Origin of the sequence: Mesorhizobium sp. M0870, assembly GCF_040319775.1 — a bacterium.
GTDB lineage: Bacteria > Pseudomonadota > Alphaproteobacteria > Rhizobiales > Rhizobiaceae > Mesorhizobium.
In genome coordinates this window covers 81,034-105,475 of sequence record NZ_JAMYOI010000016.1, presented here as the reverse complement: position 1 = coordinate 105,475, position 24,442 = coordinate 81,034, and the positions used below count along the sequence as shown (strand labels likewise).

The following is a 24,442-nucleotide window of genomic DNA, read 5'->3' as shown; positions in this document are numbered from 1 at the left end:
TATCCCGCGGCTATTTATTTCCACATGCCGCGCATGCGCGCGCCGATGTCGACGCGCACCTCCGGCCGGGCCGCCCTGCCCTGTGCCGCTTGCGCGGTCGGCCACGATACCTGCTGGAACGCGGCAAGGATCGAAGCCGGGATGAAGCGGGTGCGCGAGGCATAGAGATGGCGGTCGCCGCGCGCCGCCTGGCCGTGCGGAAAGAAGCGTTGCGGCATGACCAGGTTGAGATTGTCCTTGGCCCGCGTCATCGCCACGTAGAGCAGCCGGCGCTCCTCCTCGATGTCCTCCTTGGTGCCGACGCCGAGATCGGCCGGGATACAGCCGTCGACCGTGTTGAGCACGAAGACGTTCTTCCATTCCTGGCCCTTGGCCGAATGGATGGTCGACAGGATCAGATAGTCCTCGTCGCGATGCGGCGGCCCGGCCTGGTCACTGGTGGCGTCCGGCGGGTCGAGCGTCAGTTCGGTGAGGAAGCGCTCGCGCGAGGCATAGCCCGAGCCGATCTGCTCGAGCTGCAACAGGTCGGCGCGCCGCGTCGTCGCATCTTCGTGGATGCGCTCCAGATGTGGCTCATACCACAGCCTGATCTGTTCGAGGTCGGCAGGCCATTTGGCGCCGGCGCGCAGGCCGGAATAGAGCGAGACGAAGCCCGGCCAGTCATCCGCCGCGCGTTGCGGCGGACGCCAGCCGGCCAGCCCCATGGCCTCGTCCAGCGCCGTCGTCATGGTCTCGACGATCTGCGCGGCAGCCGAAGGGCCGATGCCTGGCATCAGCTGCAGCACGCGGAAGCCGGCGACGCGGTCGCGCGGGTTCTCGGCGAAGCGCAGCACCGCCAGCACGTCCTTGACATGGGCTGCATCGAGGAATTTCAGCCCGCCGAACTTGACGAAGGGAATGTTGCGCCGCGTCAGCTCGATCTCCAGCGGGCCGCTGTGGTGCGAGGCGCGAAACAGCACCGCCTGCGATTTCAGTGCCGTGCCGGCCTCGCGCTCGGCCAGGATGGTATCGCAGACGAAATTGGCCTGCTCGACCTCGTCGCGCACGCTCACCAGTTTTGGCCTGTCGGTCGACTTGCGCTCCGACCACAGGTTTTTGGTGAAGCGCTCCGAGGCTTCGCCGATCACCGCATTGGCGGCCTCCAGGATGGTTTCGGTCGAGCGGTAATTGCGCTCCAGCATCACGACGTCGGCGGCTTGCGCGAACTGGTTGGGGAAGTCGAGGATGTTGCGCACCTCGGCGGCACGGAACGAATAGATCGACTGTGCATCGTCGCCCACCACCGTCAGCCCGGCGCCGTCGGGTTTCAGTGCCATCAGGATCGAAGCCTGCAAGCGGTTGGTGTCCTGGTATTCGTCGACCAGCACATGGTCGAAACGCCCGCCCAGATGCGCCGCCATCTCGGGCTCCGCCGCCATCTGCGCCCAGTAGAGCAGCAAATCGTCGTAATCGAGCACGTTCTGTGCCTGCTTGGCCTCGACATAACCGGCGAACAATTCTTTCAGTTGCTCCGCCCAGCCGGCGCACCAGGGAAAGGCAGAACCCAAGACCTCGTTGAGCGGCGCCTGTGCGTTGACGGCGCGCGAATAGATGGCAAGGCAGGTTCCCTTGGTGGGGAAGCGCGCTTCCGTCTTCGAGAAGCCGAGTTCGTGGCGGACCAGGTTCATCAGGTCGGCGGAATCCTCGCGATCATGGATGGTGAAGGCAGGGTCGAGGCCGATCTCCAGCGCATAGTCGCGAAGCAGCCGCGCGCCGATGCCGTGAAAGGTTCCCGCCCAGGTCAGCGCATCGGTGATGACAGCTGCATCGCGGCCGAGCACTTCGCCGGCGATACGCTCGACGCGCCTGGCCATTTCGGACGCGGCGCGGCGCGAGAAAGTCATCAGCAGGATGCGGCGCGGGTCGGCCCCCTTGACGACCAAATGGGCGACGCGGTGAGCCAGCGTGTTGGTCTTGCCCGAACCCGCGCCGGCAATGACCAGCAGCGGACCGGCTATTTGGCCGTCGCCGTGCTCGACTGCCTGGCGCTGGGCATCGTTGAGCCGGGCGAGATAGGCAGGCTGGACGGTCGGGTCCCGAAAGGTCGAATCAGCAGTGGCGAGGTTCATCGCCCATCAAGCATCGTTTCTGCTTTGTTCGCAACGTCGATGCGAGGCTGGCTCGTGCTCGACAGGCCGAAGCGTGACGTCCGTGTCTTAGCGTTGCGGATCGACACCCATGTCGGCCGACTGCCGCCGCAAGGTCTCGCGATCATATTGCGATGGCGGCAACAGCAGCGGGTCGACCGTATCGGGCACGTTTTCGACCATCTTCCTGGCGATACGATAGGTGACATAGGCGAAGGCGCCGACGACGAGCAGACGGAACATGGTGCAACACTCCTTTGGAGCAGAACCAACCGGGGAAACCGCCTTTGGTTCCCTTGCCAATCGTCCACGCGCGCAGTCGAAGATGGAGGACGGCTATGGGTTTCGCCAGCGCTTTCCCGATGCATTCTCGGAGCACCGGAGGCGGAACTTGGCGTTTGCGGGGCTCGTGCACTGCCGCATGCCGCTGTGGCGTCCCGGACAGGCTTTTGGGGAAGAAGGCCGGCGCCGCTTGGGAGGAGGAATGAAGCGCCGGCCAAGCGGATAATGAGGTCCGCCGCACAGGTGAGGCTAGCTGAGTCTTTCCCCTGCATCATTGGGGGATTATCTTTGTTAAAAACGTACCGATGCGCACGGCCCTATCGGTCGCCGGTCCGTCACAAGCTTGTCTTGACCATCATCCCCGCAATCTCAATAAACTCCGGAGCTGGTTGGCAATAGCGGTGGTGTTTGGGCTAGCGGCGAGCGCGGCCTGGGGATCAAAACTCGATCATCTTCCCGCCTCGCCACTCAGCCTTTGCCTGACCACGGCGACATGGAAGTCCGTGCCGAACAACAGCCCCTCATCGTTGAAGTCGTAGCTGGAATTGTGCAACGGCGCGGAAGCCTCGCCATTGCCGAGGAAGACGAAGCAACCCGGCACATGGTCGAGGAAGCGGGCGAAATCCTCGGAGGCGGTCATCGGCTCGCGGGCGACGGCGATGTTGCCGGGTTCGAAGACGTGCCTTGCGGCGGCAAATGCCGCATCGACCAGTTCGGAATCGTTGCGCAGCGGCACGAACTCCCTGCTGTACTTGACCTCGGCGGTGACATTGTAGGCGACGGCGATGCCCTCGGCGATGATGCGCATTTGCCGCTCGATCTCGGCGCTGACCTCGGGCCGGAAGCTGCGCGCATCGCCGAGGATGCGGGCAAGGCCGGGCAGAGCGTTGCGGGTGCCGTCGGTGATCAGCTCGGTCACCGAAACCACCGATATGTCGGCCGGGCTCAGCCGGCGCGAGACGATGGTCTGCAGATTGGTGACCAGCGCGCAGGCGGCGACCAGCGTCTCGTTGCCCGCATGCGGTCGCGCGGCATGACCGCCGAGCCCTTTAAGCACGATCTCGAAGATATCCTCGGCCGACATTATGGGGCCGGCACGGGTCTCGAAATGCCCGATCGGCAGGCCGGGCATGTTGTGCAGGCCGAAGATCTCGTCGAAGGGAAAGCGCTGCATCAGCCCATCGTCGAGCATGGCGAGCGCGCCCCTGCCCCATTCCTCGGCTGGCTGGAAGACGAAGCGCACGGTGCCGTCGAAACCGCCCTCACCTGCCAGCAGCTTTGCCGCGCCGAGCAGCATGGTTGTGTGGCCGTCATGGCCGCAGGCATGCATGATGCCAGGGTTGCAGGAACGGTAGGATGCGTCCGACCGCTCTGATATGCGCAGCGCATCCATGTCGGCCCTGAGCGCAATCGCCCGGTTGCCGCTGCCGCGCTTCAACGTGCCGACGACGCCGGTGCCGCCGACGCCTTCGCTGACGTCGTCGAGGCCGAACTCACGCAGTTTGGCGGCGACGAAGGCTGCGGTACGCTTCTCCTCGAAACCGAATTCGGGATGCGCATGCAGATCGCGCCGCCAGAAAATCATCTCGCGCCTCAGCGCGTCGCGATCGAGTTCAGACATTTTTCGCCCTGTTACTTCACAAGTTGCGCGGCCACATCAAGCAGGATGTTGGCACCGGCAACAAGCTCGGCATCTTCGGTGTGCTCGCGCGGACTGTGGCTGATGCCGCCGGTGCTCGGCACGAAGATCATCGCTGCCGGTGCGATGCGCGCCAGCATCTGTGCATCGTGGCCGGCGCCGGACGTCATGCGCCGGACGCCGAGGCCACGGTTCTTCGCGGCGGCCTCGATCAGCTCGACGATGCGAAGGTCGAAGATCACCGGTTCGAAGCGGGCCAGTTGCTCGACCGAGATCGTCACGTTCCCATCGGTGGCAAGCTGCTCGAGATAGGCGGCAAGCGCCGCCTCCTCCGCCTGCAGGCGCTGTTCGTCGGGATCGCGCAGATCGATGGTGAAGACGGCGCGCGAGGGAATGACGTTGATGGCATTCGGTTCGAAGCGGATCGTACCCACGGTCGCCACCGTCGGCGCGTTCGAGGCTTTGGTCCGGTCGAGCAGGAAGGTGATGGTCCGGGCGGCGGCATGGCCGGCATCGTTGCGCATCGACATCGGCGTGGTGCCGGCATGATTGGCGACGCCGTCTATGGTGATACGCTGCCAGGAGATGCCTTGCAGATTCTCCACCGCGCCGATCGGCACGCTTTCACGCTCCAGCACCGGCCCCTGTTCGATATGCAGTTCGAGATAAGCATGCGGTTTGAGGAACCCAGGTTCCCGGTCGCCGGCATAGCCGATGCGGGCGAGCTCCTGGCCCAGCACGCTGCCGTCGGTGCCGACAGCCGCCAGCACCGTTTCGGCATCGATGCCGCCGGCATGGACCAGCGAGCCCATCATGTCGGGAGTGTAGCGCACGCCCTCTTCATTGGTGAAAGCGGCGACCGCGACCGGACGCGACGGCGAAAAGCCTGATCCCTTGAGCGTCTCGATCACCTCCAGCCCGGCAAGCACGCCATAACAGCCGTCATAGATGCCCGCATCGATGACAGTGTCGATGTGCGAGCCGATGAGCAGCGGCGCCTGCTCCCTGTTGTCCGGGCTTTGCCAGATGCCGAAAATATTGCCGACCCGGTCGATGGCGACATCGAGCCCCACCTGCCGCAGCCAGCCGACGAAGAGATCGCGGCCCTGCTTGTCGGTGTCGGAGGCGGCCAGCCGGATCAGCCTGCCCTCGCCGTCGCGACCGACGGCACCGAGTTCGCGGATACGGCCAAGCAGGCGCTGTGCATCGATCGCGGTCATGCCGTTGCCTCGGCTTTCATCTTGCCTTCCAGCACATCGGCCGGGCTCATGCCAACCAGCTCGGCATAGCGATGCGGGTCGGTGGCACCTTCGGTGTTGATCACCAGCACCCGCGATTTGCCGTCCAGTCCAAGCTCGGTCGGGTTGTCGGCCATCGCCCGGATCAGCCCGGCAAGACCAACACCGCCGCTTTCGCCGGCGACGATCGCCGGATCGCCGGCGGCCGGCCGTGCCAGCCGCCGCATCACCGCGACAGCGTCGGCCTCATCCACCGTCATGAAGGCATCGGCGGCGCGCGCCAACACCCGCCAGGCGACGGGCGACGCCTCGTAGCATTCAAGCATGGCCATCACCGTCGGCTGGCCGTGCGCGACTTTGACCGGGTGCCCAATCTGGGCGGCTGCAAAAACACAGCCGGCACGCGCCGGCTCGACCACGATGAAGGTCGGCCTGGCGTCACCGAGCACGATGGCCAGATGGCCGGCCAGCGCGGCGGCAATGCCACCGACACCGGCCTGCACGAAGACGTGGGTTGGCGTCCGAGAGAGCTGGCGCAAGGCTTCGCGCACGATCGCCGTATAGCCCTGCATGACCAGGCCAGGAATCCGTTCATAACCGGGCCACGAGGTGTCGGACACAACGGTCCAGCCCTTCTCGGCCGAAACCTGGGCAGCTTGCCTGACCGAATCATCATAGTTGCCGTCAACGCGGATCATCTCGGCGCCATAACGGGCGATCGCGGCGATGCGCTCCTCGCTGACGCCGGCGTGGACGAAGATCGCCGCCCGCGCACCGAGGAGTTGCGCGCCTTGCGCGACGGAGCGGCCATGGTTGCCGTCGGTCGCACAGGCAAATGTCATCGCCGCGGCGACGGCCCGCACATCAGAGCGATCGAGATCGGCCACGTCGACAGGGCGACCAAGCCGGCTGCCTGCCTCCTCCAGCACCAGCCGGAAGACGGCATAGGCGCCGCCAAGCGCCTTGAAGCTGCCGAGGCCGAGGCGAAAGCCCTCATCCTTGATGTGGACGGCGCCAAGTCCGAATTCGGCGGCGAGCGCCGGCAGCGCATGCAGCCGCGTCATCAGGTGATTGTCGCGATGGCTGAGAAAACGCTCGACCGTGTCGGCGCCGGCCACGCCAAGAGTTTCGGCATCGGTTGGATCGAGTGGCAGGCGATGCAAAGCATTGCGGTTGAGCAGGAACACTGGCAGGCCTCCTTGGCATTCAGCGAGAATATATTGCAGGATCGGCGCAAGGAGCGCTGTAATATGGCCTCCCGAATGCAAATTTGTTTCGTCAGGAATATCTCATTGCCTGCAATCCCGCCCTCGCTCGACAGTTTCGATCTCGCCATCCTTGCCATCCTGCAGCGCGACAACACGACGCCGCAGCGGCTGATCGGCGAAGCTGTGAACCTGTCGGCGCCGGCGGTGCAGCGCCGCATCAAGCGCATGGAACAGACCGGCGTCATCGCCGGCAATGTCGCGGTGATCGAGCCGGCGGCGGTCGGCCAGCCGATCACCATCTTCGTCGAGGTGGAACTCGAGAGCGAACGCGCCGAACTGATCGACGCGGCTAAGCGGCAATTCTCGGCGACCCCTGAAATCCAGCAATGCTACTATGTCACCGGCGAGGCCGATTTCATCCTGGTCATCACCGTGGCCGACATGGGCGCTTATGAAGCGCTGACGCGAAAACTGTTCTTCGACAGCAACAATGTCCGCAAGTTCCGCACGTTTGTTGCGATGGACAGGGTCAAGGTCGGGTTGACGGTGCCCTTGCCCGGCTGAGCGTTGCAGGCATGGCAGGCTCCGGCTGCCATGCTTTTGCCATTCTCCGGAAGCGAATTTGTCGGGGGAGGCGCGCTTGGACGACACCACACCAGTTGCGATTATCGGTGCCGGGCCGGCGGGCCTGGCCATTGCCGCGTGCCTGCGGCAGGCAGGGCAGGATTTCGTCCTGCTCGAAAAAGAGGAGCAGGCCGCACCCGCGTGGCGACGCCACTATGAGCGCGTCCATTTGCACACGACCAAACGCTATTCGTCGCTGCCCTTCGTGCCCTTTCCCAGGGAGTATCCGCGCTATGTGCCGCGCGATCTGTTCGCTTCATATCTCGATGCCTACGCGCAACGCTTCGATCTGCGGCCCAGATTTGGAGAAACGGTGCGGGCGATCAGCCGGCGAGGCAGAAGCTGGCTCGTGGACACGACAACCGGCCCCCTGCACGCTTCAAACGTGGTGATCGCGTCGGGCAACAACGCGGAGCCGCTGATGCCCGGATTTGCCGGCGCCGATGCCTTCAGGGGCAAAAGGCTGCATAGCGCCGACTATCTCAACGCCATGCCTTTTGCCGGCCAGTCGGTTCTGATCGTCGGCATGGGCAACACCGGCGCCGAGATTGCGCTCGATCTGGTGGAAGGCGGTGCGCGACCGACGATTTCGGTGCGCGGCGGCGTCCATATCGTGCCGCGCGAGCTACTCGGCGTGCCCATCCAGATGATCGGCATGGCGGCTCGCCTGATGCCGCAACGCATAAACGATGCCTTGTTCCCTATCATTCTCGATCTGGCGTTGGGCAGGCTGGGGAAATATGGGCTGAAGCGGCCGCGGCAAGGAATGCTGCAGCAGATCGCGCTCTCGTCGCGCATCCCGACGATCGATATCGGTACGGTCGGCAAGATCCGCGAAGGCGCGATCAAGGTCACACCCGATATTGCCGAGATCACCGAACAAGGCACCCGTTTTGTCGATGGCAAGCATGGCGCGTTCGATGCGATCATCTTCGCCACCGGTTTCCGGCCGGGCTATGCCAGATTGCTGGAGCCCGGCGTCCAGCCAGGCGGTAGCGGCGTCAATGCGAGGGCTTCGGACCTCGGTCTTTATCTGATTGGGTTTCACAATCCGGTCACCGGATTGCTGCGCGAAATCTCGATCGAGGCAGAGCAGATCGCCGACGACATCAGCCTCCGACGAGACCGAAACAAGGCGGCTGAAATCCTGCCGGTTTGATCTGCGGTCTGCCTATCCCAGCGCAGTCGTCAGCATCATGCTGGCAATCTCCTTCGTCAGCTTGGCGGCGACAAGCGCCATCGTGTTTTAGAGATCCTGGTTTGGGGCGGGGGCGGCCCTAGCTGGAGCCGGATTTACGGTCGAATGGGAAAAACGCCAGCCACGGCCGGAAGAGCCAGAATATTGGGTGATGGTGGTGAGATGACGCAAAGCCCGCTAAAGGGTGTTGCAAAGCTCTGGTACAAAACCGTAGCTTTAAATTGGGAGTTTATGCGAAACCTCTTATTTGGTAAAAGAGAGCAAGCGGCGCTTCATGAAATCTCCCAGATATAGCAATTTCCTAAGAATTTTAGTCCTCCCTAGAATGGTTGGGGATTTTAAATATGAGACATTAGAAAAAGATCTATTCTTTAAAATTTCTGATTCGAATGAAAAACACGGCAACCTGGTAAGCAGTGTGCTTTTAGACAAAGTTAACAAGAAATTCTGGATTGAAGCTGGAGTATACAGAAACATAACAACATTTAAGGCACAGTTTATTGAAGGCAAAAATGGTAATTTTATACGTGGCTCATTTACTAATAGTTGGACATTGATATCATACCCTATTTTAATTTTAGCCTTTTTTGGATGGGTATATTTCTTAGTAACCAATGAAAATGGGGCCGATATGTTTTTCTACCTCATATTTTTTGCGGTTTTCCACCTAATAATTTCGATTTCATTCAACAACCAAATAAAAAATATTCTAATATTTCTTGAAAATGAACTTCACGTGCATCCATCCCAAAGCGAAATTATTTCGAATCCCTCCTAACTTCCGCGATACATAGCCCCCGCTGAAATCTCAACAATATTAACGTCGCAGCTATGCACGGCGCGCGGCCAATACTTGCTATTGTTGCCGCATCGCCAGATGCACGACCAGGAAATCCCTGACCGGCTATGCCGCCCTCACCCCGCCGCGCGCAGCCAGACCTTGTTGTCATGGAAGGCAGCACCGCCATAGGGCGCCGGCGCATCGGCGCCGGTCAGCACGTTGATGCCCTCGCCGCGCTCATGGGCGCTGTTTGGCCAGATGCCTTCGGCGATCACCACGCCGCGCTTGATGCCGTCGAACAGCTTCGCATGCAGCACGACTTCGCCGCGCGTGTTGCCGACTTCGACGCGATCGCCGTCGGCCAACCCAAGGGCTGCGGCATCGTCGGGATGCAGAAGCAGTTCCGGGCGGCCCTCCCTGGCCTTCGACACCGGCGTTTCCGAGAATGTCGAATTGAGGAAGTTGCGCGCCGGCGACGTCGTCAGCCGGAACGGGTGCGCCTCGTCGGCAACCTCGATCAGATCGACATGATCAGGAAATTCCGGCAGCCGCGCCACCGGGCCGAACAGGCCCATGCTTTTCGGCGGCCGATTGGGCGCTGCCTGTCCCGTCCAGTCGGCACGGAAGCGGAATTTTCCATCCGCATGGCCAAATCCCCTGATGAAATGCGCGGTGTCGAAATCCGGCTGCAGGTCGACCCACTTTTCTTCCTTCAAGCTGTCGAAGCTGCCCAGCCCGCGCTTGCCCAGGATGATGTCGATATGCTGCTGCTCGGTCAGGCCGAAGCCCGGGCGATCGGCGACGCCGAGGCGATCAGCCAATTGCTCGATGACGAAATGGTTGGTGCGCGGCCCGTCCGGCGGCTCGATCAGCTTCGGGCCGAGCGTGATGTGCTGGTTGCCGCCGCCCTTGTAGACGTCGTCGTGCTCGAGGAACATCGTCGCCGGCAGCACGACATCGGCAAGCTTGGCCGTGTCGGTCATGAACTGCTCATGCACGCAAGTGAACAGGTCGTCGCGCATAAAACCCTGCGTCACCAGCCGCTGCTCCGGTGCAACATTCACCGGGTTGGTGTTCTGGATCAGCATCGCCGTCACCGGCGGGCCGCCATAGAGCGCGTCGCTGGCTCCCATCAGCACCGGGCCGATGCGCGAATGGTCGAGATGGCGGATCGAAGGATCGCGCATCTTCGTGCCTTCCAGCACATCCTGGTTGAGCTTGAAGATGCCGGAATTGGAATGGAAGGCGCCGCCGCCCTCATATTGCCAGCTGCCGGTGACAGCCGCGATGCAGGACGCTGCATGCATGTTGACGGCGCCATTGCGCTGGCGCGCGAAGCCGTAGCCGAGGCGGAAATAGGTCTTTTTCGTCGTGCCGACGAGGCGGGCGAAGGCCTCGATCTCGGCGACCGTCAAGCCGGTGATCCCGGCCGCCCATTCCGGCGTGCGCGTCTCGAGATGCGCTTCCAGCCCCTTCGGGTCGTCGGTGTATTTCGAGAGATAGGCGCGATCGGCCATGCCTTCCCTGAACAGGACATGCATGACCGCGCAGGCCAGCGCGCCATCGGTGCCCGGCTTCAGCACCAGGCCGAGATCGGCCTGCTTCATCGTCGCATTCTCATAGACGTCGATGACGACGATCTTCGCGCCGCGCTCCTTGCGCGCCTTGATGGCGTGGGTCATGACGTTGACCTGCGTCACCACCGCATTGGTGCCCCAGATCACCACGCAGTCGGATTTCGCCATCTCGCGCGGGTCCGGCCCGCGCAAGGCGCCGGCGCCCATCATCCAGCCGGTCCAGGCGAGATTGGTGCAGATCGAACCAAAGAAGCCCGAATATTTCTTGGCGTGGCGCAGCCGGTCGATGCCGTCACGCTGCACCAGTCCCATCGTGCCGGCATAATAATAGGGCCAGACCGTCTCCGAGCCGTATTTCTCCTCGGCCGCGATGAATTTTTCGGCGACGAGGTCGAGCGCCGCCTCCCAGCTTGCTTCCTTCCAGGCGCCGTCGCCCTTGGCGCCGGCGCGGATCAGCGGCTTCAGCAAACGGTCGGGGTGGTGGACGCGGTCGGCATAACGCGCGACCTTGGCGCAGACGACGCCGGCCGTGTAGCTGTTGGACTTGGCGCCATGGACGCGGCCGATGCGCTTGCCGTCGAGCAGCTCGACCTCGAGCGCACAGGTCGAGGGGCAATCATGCGGACAGGCCGAATGGCCGATGCGGAGGTGCGCGTGCTGGTTCATTCTGCAAGACTAACGGGTTCAGAACGCCGCGTGTAGGGCCAGATGCGGCGCACGGTTTTGCCTCGGCGAGCAAGCCCCCTGCCTTCTCCTCTTTGGAAGAAGCCGATCGGCCACTCAATGCTGGGGCAGTCTGCTTCAGGAGACTTCCGCCAGGGGCACGCCTTCCAGGCAGAGCCATTTGTGCTTCCTGTTGGGCCAATGGAGAATTGCCGGAGCCGGAAATTCCAGGTCCTCCAGACAGCCGACAGATACCGACAGCGCTTCCGTCAGGCCTTCTGCACGCATGAAGACGATCGATCCGCATGTGGTACAAAATGTCTGCTCCAGCCATTGCCCCGACGAACCGGTTCGTCGCCAGGATTTCGTCTCGCCTTTCTGGGCGACTATGGCGGAGTCGGCATAGATGGCTCGGTATGAGAACGCTGCCCCGGTGCATCTCTGGCATTCCAGGCAACTGCAGGCATAGACGCGCCGAGGCTCTCCGGCGAGAACCAGTTCCGCGCCGCGACACGAGCAGGTCGCCCTTCGCTCTGTCTTGCCATCACGCATTCGCGGGCTCCCTGCCCGGACGGGGCGAGCCATTTCCAAACAGGGGTGAGAGAGATGCAAAATCATCATCCGCGCGCCCGCGCGAGAGCGCCTGCTGAAAAATCCCGTCCATTGCGCGCGGCATGGCCGCGTCAAGACCTCGCTCCTGGCATGCTTCGAGAAGATGCCGGAAGGCGCTGTAGTGGGCGCCCAATGACGCGAGCGTTGCGTCGTCGCCGGCAAAGAGGCGCGCCTTTGTCCGGTCAACCACATCGAACAAAGCGGCATCGACAACCGGCTTGAATGCGGACAGATGGCTCCTGAACGTATCCAGATCGAGACCTTCGGCCTCGGCGACAGCCATGCCCTGGAGCGCGCCGAACAGCCCGCCCCACATCTGGGTGAGCAGCGCGGTGTCAAGCGCGGAGGCTTGGCCAGGCACCTCGCCGACATAACTCGTGCCGCCACCAAGGGCAAAAAGCAGGGTCTTGTTCGCTTCGTAGACGGCGTGGGATCCTGAATACAGCAATGCGGTGTCCGGTTTGCCAATAAAATCCGGAGTCGCCAGGATCGCGCCGTCCAGATAGCCGGCGCCATGCGCTTCGATCCAGCGCGCCTCCTCCCGCGCCAAACGCGCTGAGCCGGAGGTGAGTTGTATGACGGCTTTGCCGGCCAGCGCCGAAGCGACATTGCGCTGCTTGAGCAGCGCATCGCTGGCGGCATAATGCAGAACGTTTATGATCAAGACATCGGCCGACCGGATTCCGTCCTCTACTGAAGAGGCCAACCTCGCGCCAAGAGCAGCCAGGGGCTGGCACTTGGCTGCAGTGCGATTCCACACGGATGTTGGATAATTTCGGTCGAGCAACGTTCGAACGATGGACGAGCCCATGCGGCCCGCGCCGAGCACGCAGACATTGGATTTCATGGTGACTTCTCCGATAGCCCTCTCGACGAGGGATTGGTTTGTGTTTGGCGCGCTGATCCAAAGATATATATTCTTGCTGTGTTGAGAAGTACGCACCTTGAGGTAAGCTATTGGAATCATGTCAGGAGTTGTCACATGAGGAGCAAGGAGCCAGACAGTTGCGGCTTTGCCGCCGCGATGCAGGCAATCGGCGGAAAGTGGAAAACCTCGCTATTGTGGGAATTGCACCTGCGGCCGCACCGCTTCGCCGAACTGCACCGGCGGTTGCCTGGAATCAGTGAGAAGATGCTCGCGCAACAATTGCGACAGATGGAGGCCGACGGACTCGTCAGCCGGCGCGCCTATGACGAGGTACCGCCACGCGTGGAATACTCGGTCACGACCCTGGGCATGAGTCTGAACGATGCGGTCACCGCTATGTCGGCATGGGGAAAGCGGCACGAGACATGGAAAGACGAGCGGAAAGCCGCCTGAAAAAAGCAGGAACTCGTGCATGGTCGCGGAAGAGTTTGTGATCCGCGGTCCGCTTCTAAACGCCAAAGGCGGCAATAGATGCCGGGCAGCGTCGTCCGGTCGAGCAAAATAGCCGCAGCAAGTGCATCTGTGCCACAGGCCTTTCAGCCATCTGCCGGATCCGCCGCTACTCTACACCGTCCCGGCGTTCACAGGCAATTCATCGTGCGGCTGGCACGATGAATTCGCTTGCATAGCCGGCTGCTCACTCCGCCGTGCCTTCCTCATACTCGGCCGACATGGTCAGCCATTTTTCCTCGTGGCCGGCCAGTGTCTGGGCCAGTTGCGAGCGCTCCTTGGCCAGCCGGGTCGCCGTCGAGGGATCCTTTTCGTACACCGCCGGATTGGACAGTTCGTCCTCGATGCCGTCGATTCGCTTGCGAATGCGGTCCATCAGCGCTTCGGTGGCGCGGATCTCCTTGGCGAGCGGCTCGAAGGCGGCGCGGCGTGCCGCTGCATCGCGGCGGCGGTCGGCTTTTGACGCCTTGTCGGCCTCGCGCTTGCCGCGGCGGTCGCCGGAGACGCCGGTGACCAGCGACTTGTAGTCTTCCAAGTCGCCGTCATACGGGTTGACCGCGCCGTCCTTGACCAGCCACAGCCGGTCGGCGGTTGCCTCCAGCAGATGGCGATCATGCGAGATCAGGATGACGGCGCCGGGAAATTCGTTCAGCGCATGGATCAGCGATTCGCGGCTGTCGATGTCGAGATGGTTTGTCGGTTCGTCGAGGATGAACAGGTTTGGGCCCTCGAAGGCCGACAGCCCCATCAGCAGCCGCGCCTTCTCGCCGCCCGACAGATCCTTGGCGGCGGTGTTCATCTTCTCGGTCGTGAGGCCGAACTGGGCGACGCGGCCGCGTACCTTCGATTCCGGGGCCTCCGGCATCAGCCGGCGGACATGCTCGTAGGCGTTTTCGTCCGGCCGGAGATCGTCGAGCTGATGCTGGGCAAAGATCGCCACCTTCAACCCGGGCGCCACCGTCATGGTGCCGCTCTCCTGCTTCAGCCGGCCCGACAGCAATTTGGCGAAGGTCGACTTGCCGTTGCCGTTGGCGCCGAGCAGCGCGATGCGGTCGTCGGCGTCGATGCGCAGCGTCATCTTCTTGAGGATCGGCTGACCCTCGGTGTAGCCGACATTGACGTTGTTCAGCGCCACGATCGGCGAGGCCACCGTCTTCACCGGCTCGGGGAAGGAGAACGGCCGCACCGAATCGTTCACGAGGGCCGCGATCGGCTTCATCTTTTCCAGCGCCTTGATGCGCGACTGCGCCTGTCTCGCCTTGGAGGCCTTGGCGCGGAACCGCTCGACGAAGGATTCCATGTGCTTGCGGGCGGCCTCCTGCTTGACCCGGCCCTTCTCCTGCAATTCCTTCTGCTCTGTATATTGACGCTCGAACTGGTCGTAGCCGCCGCGCCAGAAGGTCAGCTTTTTCTGGTCGAGATGGACGATCGAGTTGACGGCGCGGTTGAGCAGGTCGCGGTCATGCGAGATCAAGAGCACTGTGTGCGGGTATTTCGACACATAGTTTTCCAGCCACAGCGTGCCTTCGAGATCGAGATAGTTGGTCGGCTCGTCGAGCAGCAGAAGGTCGGGCTCGGCAAACAGCACCGCAGCGAGCGCCACGCGCATGCGCCAGCCGCCGGAGAAGGACGATGCCGGACGCCTCTGGGCAGCGTCGTCGAAGCCGAGGCCGGCGAGAATGGTGGCGGCGCGGGATTCGGCTGAGTGCGCGTCGATATCGGCCAGCCGCATATGGATGTCGGCGATGCGGTGCGGATCGGTCGCCGTCTTTTCTTCTTCGAGCAGCGCCGTGCGTTCGAGATCGGCCTTGAGCACGATCTCGATCAGCGCATCCTCGGTGCCCGGCGCTTCCTGCGCCACCTGGCCGATGCGGGTGCTCTTCGGCAGGCTGATCGATCCTGTCTCGGACGGGAAATCGCCGGTGATGGCCTTGAACAGTGTCGTCTTGCCGGTGCCGTTGCGGCCGACAAGGCCGGCCTTGGTGCCGGCCGGCAAGGTCAGCGAGGCATGGTCGAGAAGCAAGCGTCCGGCCATGCGGAGCGATAGGTCGTTGATGATCAGCATGGCCGCGCTTTTGCACCGGACATCAACGCTTCGCAAGGCCTTGCGGGCCAGTTGGCCGCACAAGGCCTCGAAACGACGCCCGCTAGGGCGCCGTCAAAGCAGCCGAACAGTGGCTTGCCTGCTCTCAGGCAGTCGCCTTGCGCTTCGTTGCCTTGGCGACAGCGGCCGGCGCTGCTGCCGGCTTGCGGCCAAGTCCCGTCGACTTTGCCAGCGCCGATCGCGTCGCCGAGTAGTTTGGTGCAACCATCGGATAGTCCGGTGGCAAGCCCCATTTGGCCCGATAGTCGTCCGGGCTCAGGCCGTAGTCGGTCCGCAGATGCCGCTTGAGCGACTTGAACTTCTTTCCGTCCTCAAGGCAGATGATGTAGTCGGGAAACACCGACTTCTTCGGATTGACGGCCGGAACCAGGTTTGGGACTTCCGCGACAGCCGCGCCGGCGAGCTTGCGAACCGAGGCGCTGACGCTGGCAATCAGCTCGGGCAGGCCGGCAGCCGGAAGCGGATTGTTGCCTACATAGGCCGAGACAATATCGGCCGTCAGCTCGATAACGGTCTTATCATCGATATTTGACAATTCTTTCACCTTATTTGCGACAAAATCATCCACCCCAGCGAAGACTTGTGTCGATGTATCTCTTTAACCGCGTCCCCCAACGGACCGCCAAGCCTCATAAAAGAATCAAGAATCAGCAAAAATAGCATTCATGCAAAATCGACGCTGTGCAAATTAGAAAATCTAATACTTGGAACCAGCAGACTTAGAGGCAGGACTTTCGTCCAATATCTCCAGAATACGCTTCCAGCGGGCGCAACGCGCGAAATCCTTTTGTTCTATCGCCTTTTCGGCCCTCATCGCGGCGTAAAGCGGTGCCTCGGCGCCGAATTCATCGATCAGCCAATTCGTTTCTTAATAGCCAGACGCTCATTCTCGTCAAACATGGTTTTCGGCCTCCGAACGTTCCACACCGACCGCGACACAACTGCCGATGACGAGGATAGCTCCGACAATGGCCGTCACCGTCAGCCGCTCGCCGGACAAGGTCAAAAGCAGGGTCGAGGCGATCGGCGTGAGATAGGCGACCACCGCGACCCTGCCGCTGCCTTCAAGCTTCAAGGCGCGCGACCAGAAATAGTAGCCCAAGCCCATCGGACCGGCGCCGAGATAAAGGCCGAGAGCCAGGTCCGCGCCGACGGGCCAGGTGAAACCGTCGCGAGCGCACCATAGAAACGTCAAAGCGACGCCAATCAAAGACGATGGCAGCAACAGGCGATCCGCTGGGGTGGCGACCCGTCCCACCATGATCGAGTAGAAGGCCATGCACAGCGCCGACCCGAATGCGGCGAGATAGCCGACCAGATCGCCCTGGAACCAGGATTGGCTGCGCCCTCCCGAAATCACCAGTGCGACGCCGATGAAGCCTACCACCGTGGCGAGACCCAACAGGGCCGGATGCCGCGGATTTTCCAAGGCGATGACTGCCACCGCGACCATCAACGGCCAGGTGTAGGCCATCAGATTGGCCTCGATGACCGGCATCGAAGCGAAGGCGATGTATTGCAGCACCATGGTGCCGACCAGACCGATGAATCCGACTGCGACAGAGATGAGCGCCGCCCCGGCCGTGACCGGTGCTACTCTTTCCCGGCTCATCAATCGGATGGCGGCGAAGACGAGTGCAGCGCCTGCAAATTGCAGGAACTGGACCTGCGACGCCGGGTGGCTGGCCAGCAGGGATTTGCCGACCAGCGCATTGGTGGACCACAACGCCACCGCACCGGCAGCGAAGACCAACGCGGATATCGAGCCGGATCCCTGCCGAAACAATCGGCATGGGATTCTATTTTGCTGTTCGACCATGATCCTGTCCGAAAACCGGTTCCGACTTTTCGGGATCTTGGTTCATTACCATGATTCCCTGGCGCCGCCCGGAACCGGTGCATCGACGGCCGCGGGCACGGGATGCTCTGCCTCGAACCGACGATAGGCCGGCAACTGGTTGGTCCAGACATCTTCGGCCAGTTCGCTGACCCACTCACGGTCGTGGTCATTGTCGGCGGCGAGATAGAACATTCTGTTGTCGTCGACATAGGGCTTGGCCACCGAGCGCTGGTTGAGCACCAGCGTGACGCGCTCGCCGAACCGGATCGGAGCGGTGCGATGCAGGACGCCCAGAATTGCCCGAGCGTCGCGTAGTTCATCTTGTGATCGATGCGCATGACACTGTTGCGCGGGATCTCGCGGCCGGCTTCGAGAATGGCGCGGCCGGTTTCGGAGTCGTCGCAGTAGATTTCGAGGTGGCCGCCGACCAGCGGATTGCTGATCGACAATGGAATGAGCTCGGTGACCGGAACGCCATCGCAATGCCACTCCACGGCGCCGTCCTTGGGATTCATGAAGGTGACCGTCGAGCCGACGATCGACAGCGGATAGGGCTCCAGCTTGGTGCCCATCATGTCGGACAGCCGCTCCAGGCGCAGCTTGTCATGCAGCAATTCCTTGATCTCGGGGATGAAACGGTCGGCCCCGGTGATGAAGGTCAGATCGAGGTGCTTGTGCACGGCATGGCTGGCCTTGAGCTTCAGGGCAGCCTCCTCGATCGCGGCAAGCAGTGCCGGGTCATAGCCGTGCAGATATTGCGCGACACCGAAACTCGACACTTTCCAGGCGGTTTCATGGCCTATAATGGCTTCGCGGCTCATCGCATAACGCAGTTCGGGAATGGTATGGGCGTTCATTGTACTTCTCCAGGATGGGGGCAACACTTGGTAAACAGTCGATTAATTCACCCACCCCTGTAAAATTAGGAATGCTGGTGCTAGTGTAAGCCAAGCTTAAGGTCGAAACCGTGCGTCTGCTCAGTCAGGTCAACCTCAATTCGCTTAAAATCGTGGAAAGTGCTGCAAGGCACGGTAATTTCACGCGTGCCGGCGAAGAACAGTTCATTACCGCTTCAGCGGTCAGCCAGCGGGTGAAAAGCCTGGAGGATCAGCTTCGTTTCAAGATTTTCCAGCGCGGCGGCAATGCGGTCTCGTTGACGCCGGAGGGTGAGACCTATGTCTCGCGCGTTCGCGAGGCGCTGGAGCGAATCGTCGCCGCCAGCATGGAAGCGACCGGGCAATCGCAGGAGCATGTGCTAAAAATATCGGTGCTGCCGACCTTTGCCGCACGCTGGCTATTTCCACGCCTGCCGCTGTTCCAGCAGCAATATCCCGATATCGTGATGCGGGTCTCGACCTCCTACGCGACGCATGAGTTCACGGCCTCGGAATTCGATCTCGAAATCCGTTATGGCGACGGTCACTTTCACGGGCTGCAATCCGATCTGCTGTTTCGCGAAGACCTGACACCGGTGTGCAGCCGCAAGCTGTTCCACGAAGTCCTCGGCGATAAGCGGCTGTCGAAGGTGACACCGGACGACCTCAAGCACTTCACCCTGCTGCATTCCGACACCTGCACCCAGAATTGGCAATCCTGGCTTGGTTTCGCCGGCGCCAGCTTCGTGCTCAGCGAGACCAAGAGCATCTATTTCGACTCGTGCATGATGTCCTACGAGGCAGCCAATTCCGGGATGGGATTTGCGGTGGCCAACCGTGCCTATATGGCCAGCGACATCCGCGCCGAAAGGCTGGTGGCTCCCTTCGCCGTCCACCATCCCAACACGGCTGGCTGGTATTTTGTCTCTCCGCAGAAAGGCCTTGCCGCACGCAAGGTCCAGTTGTTCAAGCAGTGGGTGATGGCGGAAGCGGCTCTGACGCAGTGCCAGCTGGACAGCGAAATCAGGGGCGAAGCTTCGACGGCTGCCTGAAATGGACGTGCAATCCGTACAGCCCGCCTTGGTCGGAAAGATTGTTGAGCTCACGCCACTTCAGCAGGCACATTCGTCGGGGCTTCTGAGCGCGGCAGCGGATGGTGCGTTGTGGAACCTGAGGGCCACCGTGGTCCCCGGGCCAGACACGATCGATGGATATATTGCCAATGCCCTGGCTGGACGACGGGCCGGCACTGTCATGCCTTATGCAATCGTCATGCGCAGCACGGGAGTGATCTGCGGAAGTACGCGGTTTTGGAAGATCGATCGCACGAATAGAAAGCTGGAGATCGGGCATAGCTGGCTCAGCAGTTCGGTTCAGCGGTCCGGGGTCAATACCGAGGCGAAGTATCTTCTCCTGGCCCATGCATTCGAGTTCATGGGATGTGTCCGTGTGCAATTCACCACAGACGAACTGAACGACGCGTCAAGGGCAGCCATCCTGCGAATTGGCGCCAAGCAGGAAGGGATCGTTCGCAACGAGCGGATCATGCCGGACGGTCGGAAGCGCAATTCCGTCCGGTTCAGCATCATCGATTCCGAGTGGCCCGAGGTAAAGACGATGCTGCAGCACAAAATGCAGCGATAGTGGCGCAAGCTCTTCAACCCCGGACCGACTACGCAAAACGCCACCGGATCAGGCGAAAGCCCTGCCCTCCTCGGTCCGCTGGAAAAGCATCAGGTCCAACCCCAGGCTTGGCCGTCCCAGGATGGTCAGGATCGTATGCGCCTGGCCGCGATGATGGGTCTGGTGGTTGAAGACGTGGTCCAGCGCCGGCGCCAGCCTTTGCGAGACGGTGCGCATATCCGAGACGGTCATGTAGGTGAAGCGGCCCGTCAACGCCTTGTCATTGAGGCCGCCGACCCAATCGATGATCCTCCTGTCCTCGGCTTCACGCGCCGCCCGCAGGCCGGTCAACCCCCGATGCAGGATGGCATCCAGTGTCGTCGGCGCGTCGCCCTCGCCGGTGAAGCGCTTCATCCAGATGCGGTCGGCAGTCAAAAGGTGGTTGAGCGTGCCCATCATCGAGCCGAAGAAGGCACCGACATCGCGGTTGAATTCCTCATCATCGAGCTCGGCGGCGGCCTCATAGATGCGGCCATTGGCCCATTGATTATAGGCCGCAAACATCATGAAATGCTGTCTCATGGCTTCCCCTCGGCTCGCGTCGATGCGGGGCCTACCTAACGCTTGAAGGGCCTGCCGCCAATGACCATTCTGCTCTATGATCTCGTCGGACGCGACAGCACACGTCCGTTCAGCCCGCATTGCTGGAAGGTGGCGATGGCGGTCGCCCACAAGGGGCTCGACATATCGACCGTGCCGACGCGCTTTCTCGAGGTGCCCGCTGTCGAGGGCGGCGTTTCGAAAACCGTCCCGGTGATCCGCGACGGCGAGACGGTCCTCGCGGATTCCTTCGCCATCGCCCTCTATCTCGATGAAGCCTATCCGGACCGGCCGACGCTGTTTGGCGGTGAAGGCGGCAAGGCGATGGCTCGTTTCGTCGAGCGCTGGTCGCAACTGACCATCCATCCCTACGTGACCACCGCCGCGATCATCGACCTCCACACCATGCAGGACGAGGAGAACGCCGCTTATTTCCGCCGGAGCCGCGAGCAACGCTTTGGCAAGACGCTGGAGGACGTCGTCACCGCGCGCGACGCCGGGCTGGCGACATTCCGCGCCGCGCTGGAGCCGCTGCGTTCAATGCTCGGCTATCAGCCATTCATCGGCGGCGCGTCGCCGCTGTTTAGCGACTATATCGTCTTCGGCGCCTTGCAATGGGCGCGCATAGCCTCTCCCTACCAACTGCTCGACGATGGCGACGTGGTGGCGCAGTGGTTCGTTCGCTGCCTCGACCTGCATGGCGGGCTGGGACGAAAGGTCGCCGCCGCGGCTTGACGCCGTAAAGCAGTAACTTACTTGGCCGCCTTCTTTGGCTTGCCGGCCTTCGTGGCAGCCTTTGCCTCCTTGGGGGCGGCCTTTGCCTTGCCTGCGCCAGCTGCCTTCCTGGTTGGCTTTTTGGCTGCCGACTTGCCTGCGGCGTCCTCCTGGTCGACATCGGTGGCCGCCTGATGCCAATGGCGCTCATGATGGCCAGCCGGCTGGCCCTCCTGCACCCAAATCTGGTGTGCGCGGTTGCGAATGCGTTCCTGACGATCGTCTGTCATGGTCATGGTGTCTCCATACGGCCCGACCTCAGCGCGGCGCCGACACGCGACTATAGCAAGCAAAGCGTTGCTGTGCAGCCGTCTGAACGGGGCCGGCTTGCCGCAGAAACGCGCAGCCGTCCGGCCCTTCGCTCTCGCTCCCTGCCCTTCGGGCGTTCAAACCCTTTGAAAGGTCCACTGGACCTTTCAATCCGCCCGAAGGCGGACCGGGCTTTCACCGTTCGTCACTCGGAAAGCCAAGCAGTTGGCTTTCCGTCCGCCGCGCGGACCGTTCCTCACCCCTTGGCAATGGGCCGGGCGGCTTGTATAGAGCCCGCCACTCTCAATTCCATTCTCAGACAAGGACGACCCATGGCGCTCGAACGCACATTTTCCATGATCAAGCCGGACGCAACCCGGCGCAATCTCACCGGCGCCATCACCAGGATGCTGGAAGAGGCAGGCCTGCGCGTCATCGCCTCGCGCCGGGTCTGGATGAGCCGCCGCGAAGCGGAAGGCTTCTATGCCGTCCACAAGGACCGCCCTTTCTTCGGCGAATTGGTGGAATTCATGTCGTCGGCACCGACGGTCGTCCAGGTGCTGGAAGGCGAGAACGCCATTGCCAGGAACCGCGAAGTGATGGGCGCCACGAACCCGGCTAACGCCGCCGAAGGCACCATCCGCAAGGTTCATGCGCTGTCGATCGGCGAAAACTCCGTGCACGGCTCCGACGCACCGGAGACCGCGGCAGAAGAGATCAAGTACTGGTTCTCGGACACCGAGATCGTCGGCTGAGCCGATAGTCCAGACCTTGGATCCCGTAAAAAGAAGGCCGGCGTTTCGCCGGCCTTCTTCGTTGGGGGGTCAGCTCGCCGCGCTAAAGCGCAGGATCTCGCGGCCGTCCTTGTCCGATATGATGAGCTTGCCGGCATCGACACGGTATGACGCCGCCTTGGCCAGCGCATCGAACAGCGCCTTTTCCTCGGCCATCACCTCGGGCGCACAGGCCTTGTAGGTAGAACCGATGTCTCTGATCACGATCGTTTGGCCATCGAGTTTGGCAGTGGCGAAATAGGTGTTGCAGGGGCCGCTGCCGCCCGCCTTGCCGGCCTCGCTGACCCTGAATGTCGCTTGCGGGGCAGCAATGGCGCCGATGCCGTCGACATAGTCGACCAGCCAGAGCTGATCGAAGACCGAAACCATGGGCTCGGCGCTCGGGGTGACCATCTTCAGCATGATGGTCTGCGGCACGTCGGCCAGCGGATCGACCTGATGGCGCATATCGGAGATGAACAGCAGCTTGTCATCGACGGTGATGCGGGCTTGCAACGCGTAGGTCATCTGCGACCGGATGACGGAAGGGTCGAATTTGATCTCGAAGCTGATCGGCACCTGGCCGGCCGGCTGCACTTTCTGCTCGCCGATGATGGTGGCAGGCGCATCGGCCAGCGACACATCGGCAAGTTGTACGGACAGCACGGCACTGGGCGGCAAGGCAATGCGCTCGCGATAGATGACCTCGCCCCTCACGGCCTGTTCGGCGGCAACAGACTGGTCCGGAACGGCCAATATGCCGACGACCAGAGGCACGAAACCGAAGATGAAGAACTCCGCGATCCTGTCCAGCATGACCATCTCCCTCACCCCTGGCTGCCAATGCCCCGGGCTGCCAATGCCCCAGGCTGACCAATCCTGCCAATTGGCCAAAGGATTGCGGTCAATGCATGGCTGCGGCGGATCTTATTCGGACTGAGACCAGCGTTGCGCGGCCGTTGCATCGGCCTCCTTGGCCTCGACCCAGCCACCCTCCGAGCCGTCAGCCCGATGCTCCTTCTTCCAGAAGGGCGCGCGCGATTTCAAATAGTCCATCAGAAAATTCGCCGCCTCGAACGCCGCATGGCGATGCGCCGAGGCTGCCACGACCAGCACGATGTTCTCGCCGGGCGCGATCTTCCCGTGGCGGTGGATGGCGGTGAGCCCCTGCAATGGCCAACGCTCGACCGCTTCAGCAGCGATGCGGGCGATTTCCGCTTCGGCCATGCCGGGATAGTGTTCGAGCTCGAGCGCTGAGAGCGCGCCCTGCTCGTCGCGGCAAAGGCCTGAGAAGGTCACCACGGCGCCGATATCGGCGCGGCCTTGCGTCAGTCTGGCGATCTCGGCGGCGACGTCAAAATCCTGGCGCTGAATGCGCACGACAGGTAAGACCCCGCCGCTCATGTCAGCCCCCGGTCATCGGCGGGAACAGCGCGATTTCGCGGGCGCCCGCGATCTTCTCGCGGTGCTCGACATGTTCCTGGTTGATGGCGACGCGGATCACGTCGGGATATCGCAGCGCGTGCTCGTAGCCCTCGCCGCGCGATTTCAGCCAGCGCAGGAGATCGGCGACCGTCTCGATGCCGGCAGGCAGGTCGACATCCTCCTCAGGCAGGCCGATGCGTTCGCGCACCCAGGCAAAATAAATGAGCCGGGTCGTCATCTCACTCGTCCATGATGTGCTTGAGGCCGGCGCGGAAATAGTCGTAGCCCGTATAGAGCGTAACCAGCGCCGCGATCCACAGCAGCACCAGCCCGGTCTGGGTGGTCAGCGGAAAAATCTTGTCGCCGGCCGGTCCGGCCAAGAGGAACGCTATGGCGACCATCTGGATGGCGGTCTTCCATTTTGCCAGCTGCGTCACCGGCACCGAAACTTTCAGCGCCGCCAAATATTCGCGCAGACCCGAGACGAGGATTTCGCGGCACAGGATGATGATCGCGGCCCACAACGACCAGCCGGCAATGCCCGCATGGCGATCGGTGTCGGCGGCCAGCAGCAGCAGGCAGGTGGCGACCAGCAGCTTGTCGGCGATCGGGTCGAGCATCTTGCCGATGTTGGAGGTCTGCTGCCAGGCGCGCGCCAAATAGCCATCCAGATAATCGGTGATCGAGGCGAGCAGGAAGATGATCAGCGCCGACCAGCGGGCAAAGTCGCTCGACTTCAGATGTCCTTCGAGAAAAAAGCATAGCACCACCAGCGGCACCGCGACGATGCGGGCGTAGGTGAGCATATTGGGCAGGTTGAACGCGCGCTTGGCCATATCTGGGAAACTCTTTC

Annotated in this window: 27 protein-coding genes; 9 read left to right on the top strand and 18 right to left on the bottom strand. The window is 62.1% G+C overall.

The features are described from left to right. Positions 1-14: 14 nt before the first annotated feature. From NKH97_RS20190 to NKH97_RS20170, 5 genes are all read right to left on the bottom strand, one after another. On the bottom strand, positions 15-2,108 hold the full coding sequence (locus NKH97_RS20190; protein ID WP_352442200.1) for an ATP-dependent helicase: 2,094 nt from the start codon (positions 2,106-2,108) through the stop codon (positions 15-17). A gap of 87 nt (positions 2,109-2,195) precedes the next feature. After that, positions 2,196-2,369, bottom strand: a complete 174-nt coding sequence (locus NKH97_RS20185) for a hypothetical protein (RefSeq protein WP_023812604.1) — start codon at positions 2,367-2,369, stop codon at positions 2,196-2,198. Between the two features lie 487 nt (positions 2,370-2,856). Then, on the bottom strand, positions 2,857-4,029 hold the full coding sequence (locus NKH97_RS20180; protein ID WP_352798597.1) for a M20 aminoacylase family protein: 1,173 nt from the start codon (positions 4,027-4,029) through the stop codon (positions 2,857-2,859). A gap of 11 nt (positions 4,030-4,040) precedes the next feature. Next, entirely contained in the window at positions 4,041-5,267 is a 1,227-nt protein-coding gene (locus tag NKH97_RS20175) for a Zn-dependent hydrolase (protein WP_023812606.1), read from the bottom strand. Then, positions 5,264-6,472 carry a diaminopropionate ammonia-lyase gene (locus tag NKH97_RS20170; protein ID WP_352798595.1) on the bottom strand — a complete coding sequence of 403 codons (1,209 nt, stop codon included), beginning with the start codon at positions 6,470-6,472 and terminating at the stop codon, positions 5,264-5,266. Before NKH97_RS20170 ends, NKH97_RS20175 begins: the two co-directional genes overlap by 4 nt. A 75-nt stretch (positions 6,473-6,547) precedes the next feature. Here NKH97_RS20170 and NKH97_RS20165 point away from each other — a divergent pair, with 75 nt between their 5' ends. The 3 genes from NKH97_RS20165 to NKH97_RS20155 all read left to right on the top strand — a co-directional run bounded on the left by NKH97_RS20165 (position 6,548) and on the right by NKH97_RS20155 (position 9,093). Then, on the top strand, positions 6,548-7,057 hold the full coding sequence (locus NKH97_RS20165; RefSeq protein WP_196815338.1) for an Lrp/AsnC family transcriptional regulator: 510 nt from the start codon (positions 6,548-6,550) through the stop codon (positions 7,055-7,057). Between the two features lie 76 nt (positions 7,058-7,133). Further along, the gene (locus NKH97_RS20160) at positions 7,134-8,276 is read left to right on the top strand and encodes a flavin-containing monooxygenase (protein WP_023812609.1); all 1,143 of its coding nucleotides are present in this window, start codon (positions 7,134-7,136) and stop codon (positions 8,274-8,276) included. A 313-nt stretch (positions 8,277-8,589) separates the two neighbouring features. Next, positions 8,590-9,093, top strand: coding sequence for a hypothetical protein (locus NKH97_RS20155; protein ID WP_352798592.1), 504 nt, complete (start codon positions 8,590-8,592; stop codon positions 9,091-9,093). Between the two features lie 137 nt (positions 9,094-9,230). Here the strand turns inward: NKH97_RS20155 and NKH97_RS20150 are convergent, their stop codons facing one another. The 3 genes from NKH97_RS20150 to NKH97_RS20140 form a co-directional block, all read right to left on the bottom strand. Continuing rightward, the gene (locus NKH97_RS20150) at positions 9,231-11,339 is read right to left on the bottom strand and encodes a molybdopterin-containing oxidoreductase family protein (RefSeq protein WP_023812610.1); all 2,109 of its coding nucleotides are present in this window, start codon (positions 11,337-11,339) and stop codon (positions 9,231-9,233) included. 135 nt (positions 11,340-11,474) lie between these two features. Then, positions 11,475-11,888: a GFA family protein gene (locus NKH97_RS20145; RefSeq protein WP_031213540.1), complete on the bottom strand. Its 414-nt coding sequence runs from the start codon at positions 11,886-11,888 to the stop codon at positions 11,475-11,477. Beyond that, a complete protein-coding gene (locus NKH97_RS20140; protein WP_128305354.1) occupies positions 11,881-12,795 on the bottom strand; it encodes an NAD(P)-dependent oxidoreductase in 915 nt (304 codons plus the stop codon). Before NKH97_RS20140 ends, NKH97_RS20145 begins: the two co-directional genes overlap by 8 nt. A 135-nt stretch (positions 12,796-12,930) precedes the next feature. Here NKH97_RS20140 and NKH97_RS20135 point away from each other — a divergent pair, with 135 nt between their 5' ends. Further along, positions 12,931-13,269, top strand: a complete 339-nt coding sequence (locus tag NKH97_RS20135; protein WP_023812614.1) for a winged helix-turn-helix transcriptional regulator — start codon at positions 12,931-12,933, stop codon at positions 13,267-13,269. Between the two features lie 244 nt (positions 13,270-13,513). Here the strand turns inward: NKH97_RS20135 and NKH97_RS20130 are convergent, their stop codons facing one another. The 4 genes from NKH97_RS20130 to NKH97_RS20115 form a co-directional block, all read right to left on the bottom strand. After that, complete coding sequence (locus tag NKH97_RS20130) at positions 13,514-15,391, bottom strand: ABC-F family ATP-binding cassette domain-containing protein (RefSeq protein ID WP_023812615.1); 1,878 nt, start codon at positions 15,389-15,391, stop codon at positions 13,514-13,516. A 124-nt stretch (positions 15,392-15,515) separates the two neighbouring features. Beyond that, positions 15,516-15,965, bottom strand: a complete 450-nt coding sequence (locus tag NKH97_RS20125; protein ID WP_023812616.1) for a Ros/MucR family transcriptional regulator — start codon at positions 15,963-15,965, stop codon at positions 15,516-15,518. A gap of 357 nt (positions 15,966-16,322) precedes the next feature. After that, positions 16,323-17,249 carry a DMT family transporter gene (locus NKH97_RS20120; protein WP_023812618.1) on the bottom strand — a complete coding sequence of 309 codons (927 nt, stop codon included), beginning with the start codon at positions 17,247-17,249 and terminating at the stop codon, positions 16,323-16,325. Between the two features lie 45 nt (positions 17,250-17,294). Next, positions 17,295-17,510: a hypothetical protein gene (locus NKH97_RS20115; RefSeq protein ID WP_352798588.1), complete on the bottom strand. Its 216-nt coding sequence runs from the start codon at positions 17,508-17,510 to the stop codon at positions 17,295-17,297. 56 nt (positions 17,511-17,566) lie between these two features. Here NKH97_RS20115 and NKH97_RS20110 point away from each other — a divergent pair, with 56 nt between their 5' ends. Genes NKH97_RS20110 through NKH97_RS20100 form a run of 3 tightly spaced genes read left to right on the top strand, consistent with a single transcriptional unit; the run spans position 17,567 to position 19,789 of the window. Beyond that, a complete protein-coding gene (locus NKH97_RS20110; protein WP_352798586.1) occupies positions 17,567-18,190 on the top strand; it encodes a hypothetical protein in 624 nt (207 codons plus the stop codon). A gap of 47 nt (positions 18,191-18,237) precedes the next feature. Next, entirely contained in the window at positions 18,238-19,197 is a 960-nt protein-coding gene (locus NKH97_RS20105; protein WP_023812620.1) for a LysR substrate-binding domain-containing protein, read from the top strand. 1 nt (position 19,198) lies between these two features. Next, positions 19,199-19,789 carry a GNAT family N-acetyltransferase gene (locus NKH97_RS20100; protein ID WP_206535255.1) on the top strand — a complete coding sequence of 197 codons (591 nt, stop codon included), beginning with the start codon at positions 19,199-19,201 and terminating at the stop codon, positions 19,787-19,789. Between the two features lie 48 nt (positions 19,790-19,837). Here the strand turns inward: NKH97_RS20100 and NKH97_RS20095 are convergent, their stop codons facing one another. Next, positions 19,838-20,350: a DinB family protein gene (locus NKH97_RS20095; protein ID WP_023812622.1), complete on the bottom strand. Its 513-nt coding sequence runs from the start codon at positions 20,348-20,350 to the stop codon at positions 19,838-19,840. Positions 20,351-20,410: 60 nt separating this feature from the next. Here NKH97_RS20095 and NKH97_RS20090 point away from each other — a divergent pair, with 60 nt between their 5' ends. Beyond that, positions 20,411-21,103 (top strand): glutathione S-transferase family protein, encoded by a 693-nt coding sequence (locus NKH97_RS20090; RefSeq protein WP_128305352.1) that lies wholly within the window; start codon positions 20,411-20,413, stop codon positions 21,101-21,103. Between the two features lie 17 nt (positions 21,104-21,120). Here NKH97_RS20090 and NKH97_RS20085 read toward each other — a convergent pair whose 3' ends face one another. Continuing rightward, positions 21,121-21,378, bottom strand: coding sequence for a DUF2934 domain-containing protein (locus NKH97_RS20085; protein ID WP_023812624.1), 258 nt, complete (start codon positions 21,376-21,378; stop codon positions 21,121-21,123). A 345-nt stretch (positions 21,379-21,723) separates the two neighbouring features. On the opposite strand from NKH97_RS20085, the gene ndk reads away from it, so the two are divergent. After that, complete coding sequence (gene ndk, locus NKH97_RS20080) at positions 21,724-22,146, top strand: nucleoside-diphosphate kinase (RefSeq protein ID WP_013532476.1); 423 nt, start codon at positions 21,724-21,726, stop codon at positions 22,144-22,146. A gap of 69 nt (positions 22,147-22,215) precedes the next feature. Here the strand turns inward: ndk and NKH97_RS20075 are convergent, their stop codons facing one another. The 4 genes from NKH97_RS20075 to pgsA form a co-directional block, all read right to left on the bottom strand. Then, positions 22,216-22,980 carry a YbaY family lipoprotein gene (locus tag NKH97_RS20075; protein ID WP_023812625.1) on the bottom strand — a complete coding sequence of 255 codons (765 nt, stop codon included), beginning with the start codon at positions 22,978-22,980 and terminating at the stop codon, positions 22,216-22,218. A 111-nt stretch (positions 22,981-23,091) separates the two neighbouring features. Continuing rightward, a complete protein-coding gene (locus NKH97_RS20070) occupies positions 23,092-23,568 on the bottom strand; it encodes a molybdenum cofactor biosynthesis protein MoaE (protein WP_023812626.1) in 477 nt (158 codons plus the stop codon). A 1-nt stretch (position 23,569) separates the two neighbouring features. Further along, entirely contained in the window at positions 23,570-23,827 is a 258-nt protein-coding gene (moaD, locus tag NKH97_RS20065; RefSeq protein WP_023812627.1) for a molybdopterin converting factor subunit 1, read from the bottom strand. Between the two features lies 1 nt (position 23,828). Continuing rightward, complete coding sequence (gene pgsA, locus NKH97_RS20060; RefSeq protein ID WP_023673449.1) at positions 23,829-24,425, bottom strand: CDP-diacylglycerol--glycerol-3-phosphate 3-phosphatidyltransferase; 597 nt, start codon at positions 24,423-24,425, stop codon at positions 23,829-23,831. Positions 24,426-24,442: the final 17 nt, after the last annotated feature.

Excerpts from the sequence above, each read along its gene's own strand:
- NKH97_RS20075 (WP_023812625.1), bottom strand. The coding sequence starts at position 22,980 with ATGCTGGACAGGATCGCGGAGTTCTTCATCTTCGGTTTCGTGCCTCTG.
- NKH97_RS20095 (WP_023812622.1), bottom strand. The coding sequence starts at position 20,350 with ATGAGACAGCATTTCATGATGTTTGCGGCCTATAATCAATGGGCCAAT.
- NKH97_RS20150 (WP_023812610.1), bottom strand. The coding sequence starts at position 11,339 with ATGAACCAGCACGCGCACCTCCGCATCGGCCATTCGGCCTGTCCGCAT.
- NKH97_RS20140 (WP_128305354.1), bottom strand. The coding sequence starts at position 12,795 with ATGAAATCCAATGTCTGCGTGCTCGGCGCGGGCCGCATGGGCTCGTCC.
- NKH97_RS20145 (WP_031213540.1), bottom strand. The coding sequence starts at position 11,888 with ATGCGTGATGGCAAGACAGAGCGAAGGGCGACCTGCTCGTGTCGCGGC.
- NKH97_RS20190 (WP_352442200.1), bottom strand. The coding sequence starts at position 2,108 with ATGAACCTCGCCACTGCTGATTCGACCTTTCGGGACCCGACCGTCCAG.
- NKH97_RS20135 (WP_023812614.1), top strand. The coding sequence starts at position 12,931 with ATGAGGAGCAAGGAGCCAGACAGTTGCGGCTTTGCCGCCGCGATGCAG.
- NKH97_RS20070 (WP_023812626.1), bottom strand. The coding sequence starts at position 23,568 with ATGAGCGGCGGGGTCTTACCTGTCGTGCGCATTCAGCGCCAGGATTTT.
- ndk (WP_013532476.1), top strand. The coding sequence starts at position 21,724 with ATGGCGCTCGAACGCACATTTTCCATGATCAAGCCGGACGCAACCCGG.
- NKH97_RS20090 (WP_128305352.1), top strand. The coding sequence starts at position 20,411 with ATGACCATTCTGCTCTATGATCTCGTCGGACGCGACAGCACACGTCCG.
- NKH97_RS20100 (WP_206535255.1), top strand. The coding sequence starts at position 19,199 with ATGGACGTGCAATCCGTACAGCCCGCCTTGGTCGGAAAGATTGTTGAG.
- NKH97_RS20165 (WP_196815338.1), top strand. The coding sequence starts at position 6,548 with ATGCAAATTTGTTTCGTCAGGAATATCTCATTGCCTGCAATCCCGCCC.
- NKH97_RS20085 (WP_023812624.1), bottom strand. The coding sequence starts at position 21,378 with ATGACCATGACAGACGATCGTCAGGAACGCATTCGCAACCGCGCACAC.
- NKH97_RS20180 (WP_352798597.1), bottom strand. The coding sequence starts at position 4,029 with ATGTCTGAACTCGATCGCGACGCGCTGAGGCGCGAGATGATTTTCTGG.
- moaD (WP_023812627.1), bottom strand. The coding sequence starts at position 23,827 with ATGACGACCCGGCTCATTTATTTTGCCTGGGTGCGCGAACGCATCGGC.
- NKH97_RS20185 (WP_023812604.1), bottom strand. The coding sequence starts at position 2,369 with ATGTTCCGTCTGCTCGTCGTCGGCGCCTTCGCCTATGTCACCTATCGT.
- NKH97_RS20175 (WP_023812606.1), bottom strand. The coding sequence starts at position 5,267 with ATGACCGCGATCGATGCACAGCGCCTGCTTGGCCGTATCCGCGAACTC.
- pgsA (WP_023673449.1), bottom strand. The coding sequence starts at position 24,425 with ATGGCCAAGCGCGCGTTCAACCTGCCCAATATGCTCACCTACGCCCGC.
- NKH97_RS20130 (WP_023812615.1), bottom strand. The coding sequence starts at position 15,391 with ATGCTGATCATCAACGACCTATCGCTCCGCATGGCCGGACGCTTGCTT.
- NKH97_RS20155 (WP_352798592.1), top strand. The coding sequence starts at position 8,590 with ATGAAATCTCCCAGATATAGCAATTTCCTAAGAATTTTAGTCCTCCCT.
- NKH97_RS20120 (WP_023812618.1), bottom strand. The coding sequence starts at position 17,249 with ATGGTCGAACAGCAAAATAGAATCCCATGCCGATTGTTTCGGCAGGGA.